Raw genomic sequence first — 12,149 nt, forward strand, 5'->3', positions numbered from 1 at the left:
AATGGTCAGTCAGGCGGGCAAATCCGAACTGCTGTTTTCCGGCTCGGACTGGAATTTTGCGAAGCTGTCCCGCGTCTATGACGAGATCGAGGCGCTCGGGACCGAAGAGCTGGGCCTCGACATCTATCCTGTGCAGATGGAGGTCATCTCTTCCGAGCAGATGCTCGACGCCTATTCCTCGGTCGGCATGCCGCTGATGTACCGGCATTGGTCGTTCGGCAAGCGTTTCCTCTACGACGAGTTTCTCTACCGCAAGGGCGCACGCGGCCTGGCCTATGAGCTGGTCATCAACTCCAACCCCTGCATCGTCTATCTGATGGAAGAGAACACCATGGCCCTGCAGGCCCTGGTGACCGCGCATGCCGCGCTCGGGCACAACCATTTCTTCAAGAACAATCATCTCTTCCGGCAATGGACCGATGCCGGCGGCATTCTGAGTTATCTGGATTTTGCCAAGGGCTACATCGCCCGATGCGAGGAACGGCATGGCCTGGCGGCCGTGGAAGCGATCCTGGATTCCGCGCACGCGCTGATGGAGCAGGGCGTGTTCCGCTACCATCGGCCGCCGAAACTGTCGTCCGAGCAGCAGCGCGAGGGGCTGCGCGAACGTCTCGAATACGAGGAGCGCTCCTTCAACGATCTGTGGCGAACGCTGCCGCCCTCGCAGGGAAAGAGCAAGCCGGAAGCGGGGGACGAAATGCTTGCCGAGCGGAAGAAATCGCTCAAGCTGCCGGAGGAGAACCTGCTCTATTTCCTCGAGAAGAACAGCCTCGTCCTTGAGCCCTGGCAACGCGAGATCGTCAGGATCGTGCGCGTCATCGCGCAATATTTCTACCCGCAGCGGCAAACCCAGGTGATGAACGAAGGCTGCGCCACCTTCGTGCACTACACGATCATGAACACGCTGTTCGATCGCGGCCGCATCAGCGAAGGCGCCATGCTCGAGATCCTGCGCAACCACTCCAACGTGGTCTTCCAGCCGGCCTATGACGATCCGCGCTACTCCGGCATCAATCCCTACGCGCTTGGCCTCGACATGATGCAGGATATCCAGCGCATCTCGACCGTGCCCACCGCCGAGGACCGCGACTGGTTCCCGGACATCGCCGGCCGCGGCGACTGGCGCGACACCCTGCTCGACGCCTGGGCCAACCACCGCGACGAATCCTTCATCCGCCAGTATCTGAGCCCGGCGCTGATCCGCAAATGGCGGCTCTTCGCGCTGGCCGACGGCGCCGACGAGCCGCATTACGAGGTGGCCTCGATCCACAATGAGCGCGGCTATGCCAGGATACGGTCGGCGCTGGCGCAAAGCTACGATATCGGTGCCAGCCGCCCCGACATCCAGGTGGTCGACGTGGACCTGCTGGGCGACCGGCATCTGCGGCTGCAGCACAAGGTCAAGGACGGCATCATGCTCGAGGGCCAGAGCCGCGACGCAACCCTGCGCCATATCCGCAACCTCTGGGGCTACGAGGTCAGCCTGGCGGCAATCGACGCCGGGACCGGCGCGACGCTCAGCGAGCGCTGGACGAAGGAACTCTGAGCGACATGGCTTGAATCGCGGAGCGCGTCAGCTCTCCCCGGCGGGCCTGATCCTCAACCTCGCAATGCGGTTCTTGTCGCGCTTCATCACCACGAAACGCTTGCCGTGGAAGGTGAAGGCCTGCTTCTCCTCCGGGATCGACTGCGTCTCATGGATGACGAGACCGGCGATCGTCGTCGCCTCCTCGTCGGGCAGGTCCCAGTCGAGAGCGCGGTTCAAGTCGCGGATCGGCACGGTGCCGTCGACGACGACCGAGCCATCGGCTTCTTTCTTGACGCCCTGCATGTCGACATCGTGCTCGTCGGCGATCTCGCCGACGATCTCCTCGATGATGTCTTCCAGCGTCACCAGCCCTTCGACCTCGCCATACTCGTCGACGACGATGGCGAAATGCGTCTTGCGCCGCAGGAAGGCGTTGAGCTGTTCCTGCAAGGTGGTGGTGTCCGGCACGAACCAGGGCTTCGCCGCGATCTTCATCACGTCGATCCGCGAAAAATCGTTGCCGACCTCGTTGAGGGCCCTCAGCAGGTCTTTCGCGTGCAGGACGCCGACGATGTTGTCGAGCGAGCCCTTCCACAGCGGCATGCGGGTGTGCGGACTCGTGAGGATCTCGCGCACCACCGCCTCCGGCGCATTGTCAGCATTGACGGAGCGCATATTGGTGCGGTGGACCATGACGTCCGACACTTCGAGCTCATCAAGCTCGAAGAGGCCCTCGAGCCGGTTGCGCTCCTCGCGGCCGGCTTCGCCATCGCGACGGGAATCGTCGCTGTCATGATCCTTGCCGTTGCGCTCGGATCGCGGCGGCGGCTCTATCGGCCACAGCGCGTAACCGAAAGCGGCAAGCAAGGGGGCGCGGAACAGGAGCGCCACGATCATGATGGCGGCGAGGACGGCTGCGACGATCCAGCCGGCGTCGATCATCCGGAACGGCTCCTCTTGGACCGTTCGGGATGGCTCGTCTTGAGCGCCGCTGGATGGCTCATCTTGAGGAAGGAAAGCACTTCCGAGTGCGGCACGTCCTTGGCGATGAACGACTGGCCGATGCCGCGCGTCAAGATGAAGGTCAGCGCGCCGCGCGAGACCTTCTTGTCCTGAGTGATGAAGGAAAGCAGCGCCTCGGCGTCCGGCAACTCGCCAGGAATATCGGCCATGCGCCAGGGGAGGCCGACGGCGCTGAGATGCGCCTCGACGCGTTCGGCGTCGTCCGGGCTCGCCAGGTTGAGCCGCGCCGAAAAGCGATGCGCCAGCGCCATGCCGATGGCAACGCCCTCGCCATGGACGAGGCGCGCGCCGTCATAGTGCGTGGCGGCTTCCAGCGCATGGCCGAATGTGTGGCCGAGATTGAGCAGGGCGCGGTCGCCGGTCTCGAACTCGTCCCGGGCGACAACGTCGGCCTTGGCGCGGCAGGCCTCGGCGATCGCCTCGACGCGCGCCGGGCCGCCGGCAAAGACCTGCCCCCAGTTCTGTTCCAGCCAGGCGAAGAAGGCCGGGCGATCGATCAGCCCGTATTTGGCAAGCTCGGCATAGCCGGCGCGGAACTCGCGGACGGGCAGCGTGTCGAGCACTTGAGTGTCGGCGAGCACCAGCCTGGGCTGGTGGAAGACGCCGACCAGGTTCTTGCCGCGCGGGCTGTTGATGCCGGTCTTGCCGCCGACGGAGGAATCGACCTGCGCCAAGAGCGAGGTCGGGATCTGCACGAAATTCATGCCGCGCCGCACGATGCCGGACGCAAAGCCGGCGAGGTCGCCGATGACGCCGCCGCCGAGCGCGATCACCACGTCGCGGCGTTCGAGCTTGGCGGCGAGCACGCCGTCGACCACCTCCTCGAGATGGGCGAAGCTCTTGGTCTTCTCCCCGGCCGGCAATGTGATGACGGCGGACTGGATGCCGCCTTTCTCCAATCCCGCCTTCAGCGTGTCGAGATGCGCGGCGGCGACGTTCTCGTCGGTGACGATGGCCGCGCGGGTGCCAGGAAGCCGGCGCGCGACCTCCTCGCCGGAGCGCGCCAGCAATCCGGAACCGATAAGGATGTCATAGGCGCGGTCGCCGAGCCCGACCTCGACCTTTACCGGTTCGGCATGGCTCACGGCTGCACCTCGTCATTTGTGGCGCCTGTAGCGCCCGTCGCGATCGCCTCGACGCCGAGATGGGCGCAGAGCGCCGCGACGACTTCGCCGGCGATGATCTCCTTGCGGTCGTCGCGCGTCGGCACGGTCAGGTCGGCGGCGGCATAGACCGGATAACGCTCGCCCATCAGCTTTTCCAGCACGGCGCGCGGATCGGGGTTCTTCAACAGCGGCCGGTTCTGCTTCTTGGAGACGCGCTCCATCAAGAGGTCCAGATCGGCCTTCAGCCAGACCGACACGCCATGCGCCGATATAGCCTCGCGCGTCTGCGCGTTCATGAAGGCGCCGCCGCCGGTCGACAGCACCTGCGGGCCGTTTTCCAGCAGGCGCAGGATCACGCGCTGCTCCAGCGCACGGAATTCCGGCTCGCCATAGCGCTCGAACAGTTCCGGCACCGTCATGCGCGAGACGCTTTCGATCTCCTGGTCGCTGTCCATGAAGGGCAGCGACAGCATCGTCGCCACCTTGCGGCCGATCGCCGTCTTGCCAGCCCCCATCAGCCCGACGAAGACGATCGAACGGCTGCCGAGCCGTTCGACCAGCGCGGCACAGCCTTCGTCCGTCGGATTTGGTGGCACAGCGTTCATCGGGGCCTCTTTGCGCCGTATCGACATCAAAAGCCTGTTTGCGTCAAGCGCGGGTGCACGAACGGGTCCGAAGCCTTTCCGGCAAAAACCTGCGGCGACCGGAATCCTTCGTCCTTGAATTGCCCGGTTTGGCGTCCCATAAGGGCACAGGGCTTTGGAAACGCAGAACAACAAGACGGGCGAAATTTGAATGCCGACTTTGTTTCGCTTCGTCGTGACGCTGGCGGTTCTTGCGGGTATTGCCTATGGCGCGATGTTCGCGCTGGCGATGTTCGTGGAGCCCAAAAAAGCGGAAATGAGCATCCGCATTCCCGCCGAAAAGCTCAACCCCAAGAAGAACTGACAAACCCGGCCCGATGAACAGCGCCGCCCGCATCGAAGCCTTCCTCGAAATGATGAGCGCCGAACGGGGGGCGGCCGAGAACACGCTTGCCTCCTACCGCCGCGATCTCGAGGACGCTTCCGAAGCGATCAAGGGCGGACTTGCGGGCGCCGGATCGGCCGACATCCGCGCCTATCTCGACGACATTGCCGCGCGTGGCTTCGCGCCGACCTCGCAGGCGCGCAAATTGTCGGCGATCCGCCAGTTCTTCAAATTCCTCTACGCCGAGGGCCTGCGCGGCGACGACCCGACCGGCACGCTGGACAGCCCGCGCAAGGGCCGGCCGCTGCCGAAGACGATGAGCGAGGCCGAGACCGGCCGCCTGCTCGACCGGGCGGCGCAGGAAGCCGGCGAAGCTGGTCCGGATGGCGACCGGATGGCCGCCTTGCGCCTGCACGCGCTGGTCGAGGTGCTCTACGCCACGGGCCTGCGCGTGTCGGAGCTGGTCGGCCTCCCGGTGACGGTGGCGCTGCGTGACGACCGCTTCTTCATGGTGCGCGGCAAGGGCGACAAGGAACGCATGGTGCCGCTGTCGGCCAAGGCGCGCACGGCCATGCGCGCCTGGCTTGCCGCAAGGGCCGAGCGCCCGGCCTTTGCCGAGAGCCCGTTCCTGTTTCCCGCCTCCTCCGACAGCGGCCATCTTTCCCGGCAGGTTTTCGCCCGCGATCTCAAGGACTTGGCGGCTCGGTCGGGGATAGCTGCGGCGAAAATCTCGCCGCATGTGCTTCGCCATGCTTTTGCCAGCCATCTCCTGCAGAACGGCGCCGATCTCAGAGCCGTTCAGCAACTCCTTGGCCATGCCGACATCTCGACCACGCAGATCTACACCCATGTGCTGGAGGAGCGGCTGGTGCGGCTGGTCAACGATCATCATCCGCTTGCCGACTAGGCCTCATATCGCTATGTGAGGGCGACGTTCCACCGCCCGGAGCCGGCATTTCAGCGGTTCCGCCAGCCATTTCGCCTTCCGACGGATCGGTCCGCGCAAGCATGTACAACTACCTCGACTTCGAAAAGCCGGTGCAGGATCTGGAGCTCAAGATCCTCGAACTGAAGAAGCTTGCCGAGAACGGCGAGGCGGTCGATGTCGCCGAAGAGATCAGCCGGCTGGAAAAGCGTTCGCGCGACGCGTTGCGCGACCTCTACAAGGCGCTCACCCCCTGGCAGAAGGTGCAGGTCGCGCGCCATCCCGACCGCCCGCATTGCGTCGACTACATCAAAGGGCTGTTCACCGATTTCACGCCCTTGGCCGGCGACCGCAATTTCGGCGACGACCAGGCGATCGTCGGCGGCTTCGCCCGCTTCCGCGGCGAGCCGGTGGCGGTGATCGGTCAGGAAAAGGGTTCGGACACGGCAAGCCGTATCAAGCACAATTTCGGCTCGGTGCGGCCGGAGGGCTACCGCAAGGCGGTGCGCCTCATGGAACTGGCCGACCGTTTCAAGATCCCGCTTCTGACGCTGGTCGACACCGCCGGCGCCTATCCCGGCGTCGGCGCTGAGGAGCGCGGCCAGGCCGAAGCGATCGCACGTTCGACTTCCGCCTGCCTTTCGCTGAAAGTGCCGTCGATCTCGGTGGTCATCGGCGAAGGCGGGTCCGGCGGGGCCATCGCGATCGCCACCGCCAACCGGGTCTATATGCTCGAGCACGCCATCTATTCGGTGATCTCGCCGGAGGGTGCCGCTTCGATCCTGTGGCGTGACACCACCCGCTCCAAGGACGCGGCGACCAACATGAAGATCACGGCGCAGGATCTGCTCGAGATGAAGATCATCGACGCCATCATTCCCGAGCCGATGGGCGGCGCCCAGCGCGCGCCGGAAACGGTGATTGCCTCCACCGGTGACCTCATCGCCAGGACGATGAAGGACTTTGCCGGCGCCAACACCGATTTCCGCGAGCAGCGCCGCGAGAAATATCTGGCGATGGGCCGCAGCCTCTGACCCGCTAACCGTTCAACTGTGGCCAAGATGAGCAATTTCGCCACAAAAATGCCGCCGGATTCGGCTCAATGGGATTTGCCGTGAGGGGTTTGCCCAGATTTGTGACGAAGGCTTGCGGTAAGGAATTTTCAAGGTTAACGGGCTTACGGTCCACTGGTGTTCAGCCTGCGGGCCCGGCCATGCCGAGAGTCGTTGGCCCGAGAGAAGAGACGTAGCCGCACCGATGTTTGCCAAGCTTGCCCGCACCGGAGTCCTGATCGCCGCCATCGGCGTCGCCGGCTGCAATGATTCGTCGATGAAGGATTTCGCGCCGGAGGCCAACAAGCCGCTGCCGGACAAGATCCTTGCCGACATGAAGGCCAAGGGCATGGTGCGCACCTCCTCGGTGATGGCGCGCATCTTCAAGGAAGAAGGCAAGCTCGAGATTTGGAAGGCCAAGACCAACGGCCGCTACGATCTCGTCGCCAGCTACGACATCTGCAAATGGTCGGGGAAGCTCGGCCCCAAATACACCGAGGGCGACCGCCAGGCGCCGGAAGGCTTCTACACGGTGCGCCCGTCGCAGATGAACCCGCGCTCGAATTACCATCTGTCCTTCAACATCGGCTTCCCCAACGCCTATGACCGCGCCAATGGCCGCACCGGGCAGAACCTGATGGTGCACGGCGCCTGCTCGTCGTCCGGCTGCTATTCGATGACCGACGCGCAGATCGAGCAGATCTATGCCTTCGGCCGCGACGCCTTCCAGGGCGGCCAGACCGAATTCCAGATCCAGGCCTTCCCCTTCCGCATGACCGCCGCCAACATGGCGCGCTACCGCAACGACCCGAACTACGAGTTCTGGAAGATGCTGAAGGTCGGATACGACAATTTCGAGATCACCAAGGTGCCGCCGAAGGTCGACGTCTGCGAGAAGCGCTACGTCTTCAATCAGGTCGCGCCGGAAGGCACGACCTTCGACCCGACTGGCCCCTGCCCCCCGACGACGCAGCCGGATTCGCTGAAGACCGCCTTCGCCAGTTACGAGAAGAGCTACGACGCGGCCTTCAATTCGGCGGTGAATTCCAGCAACCCGCCGCCGAAGCCGACCATTGCCGGCATCAAGGAAGCCAGCATCGTCTCTGACTGGTCGAAGCGCCGCGCCCGCGGCGAGCGCGTGCCGATCGAGCCGCCGTCGATGAATGCGGATGGCTCGGTGACGGAAACGACCCGCATGGGCCGTATCGATTCGCCGGCCGGCCGCAAGATGGCCGCGCTCGACGCGGAAAAGGAAGCCAAGCGCAAGGCGGAAGAGCAGCGCCTGGCGGCGATCGAGGCGGCCAAGGCCGCCAAGGAACAGGCCAAGGCGCAAGCGCTGGCCGAGAAGGAAGCCGCCAAGCAGGCCGCGCAGCAGCCGGTCGTCACCGCCGGCGTCGAGCCAGCGGCCGCGCAGGAAACCCAGCAGGCCGCCGACGCCGACCAGGGCACCGTGTCGAAGCTGAAGAAGAAGCTGCTCGGCATGTTCGGCGGCTGAGACCCAATGCATGTCGCCCGAAAGTGTAAGGCGGTTTTGGGATAACGACATGCATGAACAAAGGGCAAAGCCGCCCGCCATCTACGATCTCAAGGGACTGAACTGTCCGTTGCCGGTGCTGAAAGCCCGCAAGCGGTTGGCGGCCATGCGGCCGGGCAGCCGGCTTTGGCTGGAAACCACCGATCCGCTCGCGGTCATCGATATCCCGGCCTTCTGCGCCGATGCCGGCCACCAATTGGTCGAAACGGCCGCGGTCACTGGCGGTCATCGTTTCCTGGTCGAGCGCGGCAGCGCGGCCTGAGCCGGCGTCGTTTTTTTGCTATAACCCTGCAATCGCCAGCGGATTGGACTCGAGCGCGGCCCGGTCCGGCGTGTCGATCGACGGTTTGTTGGTGAAGGCCGCGAACAGGCGCTGGATATAATCTTCCGGCATGTCCAGCGTGATCAGCACCAGCCTGGTGCCGCGCTGACCGTCGGGCCAGGCCGGCAGCCTTGCCGGTGGATGCAGGATCTTCTGCACGCCGTGAATGACAAGCGGTCGCGACGGATCCTCCGCGAGCTCGATGACGCCCTTCATGCGCAGCAGCTTCTCGCCATGTGTCGAGCGCAGAAGGTCGAGGAACATCTCGATCGCCGAGTACGGCACCGGACCGTCATGGACGAGCGAGTGCGTGCGCACGCGCCTATCGTGGCGATGCTCATGATGGTGGTGATCATGATCGCCGTCATGGTGATGATGGCGATGATCTTGGTGATGATCCTGATCATGGTGATGATCTTGATCATGCGCAGCCTCTTCGCCAAGCCAGCGCCGCACGTCGGCGGACTTGGTTTCGGGATCATAAAGCCCGCAATTGAACAGCGCCGCGGCGCCGGCCTCGTTGACGTCGAGCACGACGGCGCCCGGATTGACCTGCTTCAGCCTTGCCAGCAACGCCTCGACCTCGGCCGCATCGGCAAGGTCCGTCTTGGTCAGCACGATGCGATCGGCCACCGCCGCCTGTTTCACCGCCTCGACATGGGCGTCGAGCGTCGCCTCGCTATTGACGGCGTCGACCAGCGTGATGACGCCGTCGAGCCGGAAGGCCTGCACCAGCGCAGGATGCGCCATGATCGACTGCAGCACCGGCGCCGGATCGGCGAGACCCGTCGTCTCGACGACGACGCGGGCGAGTTTCGCGATGCGGCCGGTCTGCAGCCGGTCGACGAGATCGGCAAGCGTGTCGACCAGGTCGCCGCGCACCGTGCAGCAGAGGCAGCCGTCGGAGAGCTGGATGATGCCGTCGGATGCCTGCTCGACCAAAAGGTGGTCGACCGCCACCTCGCCGAACTCGTTGATGATCACCGCCGTATCGGCAAGCGCCGGATCCTTGAGCAGCCGATTGAGCAGCGTCGTCTTGCCGGCGCCGAGAAAGCCGGTGAGAACGGAGACGGGGATGGGAAAGCCGCCCTTCATGATGGCTAGTTCGCCTTGGCGGGCTGGTCGCCTTGCGCCGCGGCGGCTGCCGTTCCGGTCGCCGCCGGCTCGGCGCCGGCCGGCGCCGGCCTGTCGGGCCGCCAGCTCGGCACCGGCACATCGGCATAGTTCTGATCGGCCTGGTCGACGAATGCCTTGGGCGCCGGTCCGGTTGCGCCCCCGAGGCCGACCGCGATCAGCGTCGGGTGGTCGAGCTTCACCTGATAGGGCGACTTGGGCTTATCCTTGGCAGCGACCTCGGGGGCCGCCTCGGATTGCTCTTCCTTCGGCTTCTTCTTGCAGATCTCGTCATGCATGTCGTTGGGCGACAGCGTATCACCATAGGGCTTGAGAGCGGCCAGCGTCGTCGTACCCGCCGCCGGCATATCGAAACCCTGGTCGAGCAGCTTTGCCGCCGCCTCGGCGCGGCTGACCGCCGATTTTTCGCCAAGCACCACGGCGACCAGCGTGCGGCCGTTGCGCGTCGCCGAGCCGATCATGTTGAAGCCGGAAGAGCAGACGAAGCCGGTCTTCATGCCGTCGGCGCCGGGATAGCGGCCGATGAGCAGATTATAGTTCGGGAGCGCCTTCTTGCCGACGGCAAGGCCTTCGATTGAGAACCAGGGCGCATACTGTGGAAAATCATTGCGCAGCGCCGTCACCAGCACGGCGAGGTCGCGCGCTGTGGTGTATTGTTCCGGCGAATAGAGCCCGTTCGGGTTGACGAAATGCGTTCCGACCATGCCGAGCCGGGCCGCCTCGGCGTTCATGCGGTCGGCGAAGGCCGCCTGCGACCCGCCGATATTCTCGCCCACGGCCATGGCGATGTCGTTGGCCGATTTGACCAGCATCATCTTCAGCGCATTGTCGAGACGCATCACCGAGCCGGGCTTGAAGCCCATCTTGCTCGGCGGCTCGCCGGCCGAATGCTTGGTCACCTTGATCGGCGAATCGAGCGCCACCTCGCCGGCCTGAATGGCGCGGAAGGCGACATAGGCCGTCATCAGCTTGCTGAGCGAGGCCGGATACCAGCGCTTGAACGCGTCCTGATGCTCCAGAATGGAGCCGCTCTTGAGATCGAACAGGACCACCGGATTGGCGCGCGCAACGCCGGCAAACGCCGGAAGCGCCAGCGCGCCCGCCAGCAACAGGTTGAGGAAATGCCTCTGCCGCATGATCAAATCCGAAATCGCCTCTTGCCGTAATCGCCACTGGGTCCGTAAGATTTCGTTACCCATCGCCAGCATAAATGCGGCCCGGCCCCTCGACCCGGACCCCATTGTTGCGGTGCTATTTACCCTATGTGACGCCAAAATGGCAAAGTTCAACACAATCACAATTGCTGAGCATCGGTTCTGAACGGACCGCCGCCAATCAACCGAGAGATGGACCGATCATGCCGATTCTCAACCGCGCCGCACAAATGCAGGAAGAAGTCGCCGGCTGGCGACGACATCTCCACCAGACGCCGGAACTGAATTTCGACGTCTTCCAGACTGCCGGCTTCGTCACCGAGAAGCTGAAGGCCTTCGGCTGTGACGAAGTGGTGACGGGATTGGGCAAGACCGGCGTCGTCGGCATCATCCGCGGCCGCAAGGGCGATGGCCCGACGATCGGACTGCGCGCCGACATGGACGCGCTGCCGATCGACGAGATCACCGGCAAGCCATGGGCCTCGACCGTGCGCGGCAAGATGCATGCCTGCGGCCATGATGGCCATACCGCGATGCTCTTGGGCGCCGCCAAATATCTTGCCGAGACGCGCAATTTCGCCGGCACCGTGGCGGTGATCTTCCAGCCGGCCGAGGAAGGCGGCGGCGGCGGCAACGAGATGGTCAAGGACGGCATGATGGAACGCTTCGATATCGAGAAGGTGTTCGGCATGCACAATATGCCGGGCCTGCCGGTCGGCCAGTTCGCCATCAAGCCCGGTCCGATCATGGCCGCGACGGCCGAGTTCACCATCACCGTCAAGGGCCGCGGCGGCCATGCCGCGATGCCGCACGGCACGATCGATCCCATCGTCATCGCCAGCCAGCTGGTCGGCGCGCTGCAGACCATCGCCTCGCGCAGCACCGATCCGGTCGAGGCCGTGGTGGTGTCGGTCACGAAGTTCCACGCCGGCGACGCCTATAACGTCATCCCCGAAAGCGCCGAGATCGCCGGCACGGTCCGCACGCTGAAGAAGGAAGTGGCCAAGAAATCGGAAGAGCGCATGCGCGCCATCTGCGCCGGCATCGCGACCGCCTTCGGCGCCACCATCGAGGTCGATTACGACGCCAACTACCCCGTCACCTTCAATCATGCGCAAGAGACGGTCTTCGCCAGCGATGTCGCCGCCGACGTCGCCGGCGACGCGCATGTCCATCGCGCCATACAGCCGGTGATGGGCGGCGAGGATTTCTCCTATATGCTGGAAGCCCGCCCCGGCGCCTTCATCTTCATCGGCAACGGCGACTCGGCCGGCCTGCATCACCCGGCCTACGACTTCAACGACGAGGTCATCCCGCACGGCATGAGCTACTGGGTGAAGCTGGCCGAGACGGCCTTGGCCGCTTGACGCGCAGGCTTGGCAAGAGGAGGCGGCCGCCTATC

12 protein-coding genes are annotated in these 12,149 nt (G+C 64.6%); 7 read left to right on the forward strand and 5 right to left on the reverse strand.

The window, feature by feature from the left end; all coding sequences use genetic code 11:
- The first annotated feature begins 1 nt into the window (after position 1).
- Positions 2-1,546 carry a SpoVR family protein gene (locus EJ068_RS10240; protein WP_127251142.1) on the forward strand — a complete coding sequence of 515 codons (1,545 nt, stop codon included), beginning with the start codon at positions 2-4 and terminating at the stop codon, positions 1,544-1,546.
- 27 nt (positions 1,547-1,573) lie between these two features.
- Here EJ068_RS10240 and EJ068_RS10245 read toward each other — a convergent pair whose 3' ends face one another.
- Genes EJ068_RS10245 through EJ068_RS10255 form a run of 3 tightly spaced genes read right to left on the reverse strand, consistent with a single transcriptional unit; the run spans position 1,574 to position 4,262 of the window.
- Entirely contained in the window at positions 1,574-2,470 is an 897-nt protein-coding gene (locus EJ068_RS10245; RefSeq protein ID WP_127251141.1) for a transporter associated domain-containing protein, read from the reverse strand.
- Entirely contained in the window at positions 2,467-3,636 is a 1,170-nt protein-coding gene (gene aroB / locus EJ068_RS10250; protein ID WP_127251140.1) for a 3-dehydroquinate synthase, read from the reverse strand. The genes EJ068_RS10245 and aroB overlap by 4 nt, the downstream gene beginning before the upstream one ends.
- Positions 3,633-4,262, reverse strand: coding sequence for a shikimate kinase (locus EJ068_RS10255; protein WP_127251139.1), 630 nt, complete (start codon positions 4,260-4,262; stop codon positions 3,633-3,635). Before EJ068_RS10255 ends, aroB begins: the two co-directional genes overlap by 4 nt.
- 190 nt (positions 4,263-4,452) lie before the next feature.
- Between EJ068_RS10255 and EJ068_RS10260 the strand changes: the two genes are divergently transcribed.
- From EJ068_RS10260 to EJ068_RS10280, 5 genes are all read left to right on the forward strand, one after another.
- Entirely contained in the window at positions 4,453-4,605 is a 153-nt protein-coding gene (locus EJ068_RS10260) for a hypothetical protein (protein WP_042643428.1), read from the forward strand.
- Between the two features lie 13 nt (positions 4,606-4,618).
- A complete protein-coding gene (locus EJ068_RS10265; RefSeq protein WP_127251138.1) occupies positions 4,619-5,533 on the forward strand; it encodes a site-specific tyrosine recombinase XerD in 915 nt (304 codons plus the stop codon).
- A 101-nt stretch (positions 5,534-5,634) separates the two neighbouring features.
- The gene (locus EJ068_RS10270; protein WP_126064161.1) at positions 5,635-6,585 is read left to right on the forward strand and encodes an acetyl-CoA carboxylase carboxyltransferase subunit alpha; all 951 of its coding nucleotides are present in this window, start codon (positions 5,635-5,637) and stop codon (positions 6,583-6,585) included.
- 223 nt (positions 6,586-6,808) lie between these two features.
- Entirely contained in the window at positions 6,809-8,098 is a 1,290-nt protein-coding gene (locus EJ068_RS10275; protein ID WP_127251136.1) for a murein L,D-transpeptidase family protein, read from the forward strand.
- A 49-nt stretch (positions 8,099-8,147) separates the two neighbouring features.
- Complete coding sequence (locus tag EJ068_RS10280; RefSeq protein WP_042643420.1) at positions 8,148-8,399, forward strand: sulfurtransferase TusA family protein; 252 nt, start codon at positions 8,148-8,150, stop codon at positions 8,397-8,399.
- An 18-nt stretch (positions 8,400-8,417) separates the two neighbouring features.
- On the opposite strand, the gene EJ068_RS10285 is transcribed toward EJ068_RS10280, so the two are convergent.
- Positions 8,418-9,554, reverse strand: coding sequence for a GTP-binding protein (locus tag EJ068_RS10285; RefSeq protein ID WP_127251135.1), 1,137 nt, complete (start codon positions 9,552-9,554; stop codon positions 8,418-8,420).
- 5 nt (positions 9,555-9,559) lie between these two features.
- Complete coding sequence (locus EJ068_RS10290) at positions 9,560-10,729, reverse strand: D-alanyl-D-alanine carboxypeptidase family protein (protein WP_127251134.1); 1,170 nt, start codon at positions 10,727-10,729, stop codon at positions 9,560-9,562.
- Positions 10,730-10,950: 221 nt separating this feature from the next.
- Between EJ068_RS10290 and EJ068_RS10295 the strand changes: the two genes are divergently transcribed.
- A complete protein-coding gene (locus tag EJ068_RS10295) occupies positions 10,951-12,114 on the forward strand; it encodes a M20 aminoacylase family protein (protein ID WP_127251133.1) in 1,164 nt (387 codons plus the stop codon).
- Positions 12,115-12,149: the final 35 nt, after the last annotated feature.

The organism is Mesorhizobium sp. M2A.F.Ca.ET.043.02.1.1, from assembly GCF_003952405.1.
Classification (GTDB): domain Bacteria; phylum Pseudomonadota; class Alphaproteobacteria; order Rhizobiales; family Rhizobiaceae; genus Mesorhizobium.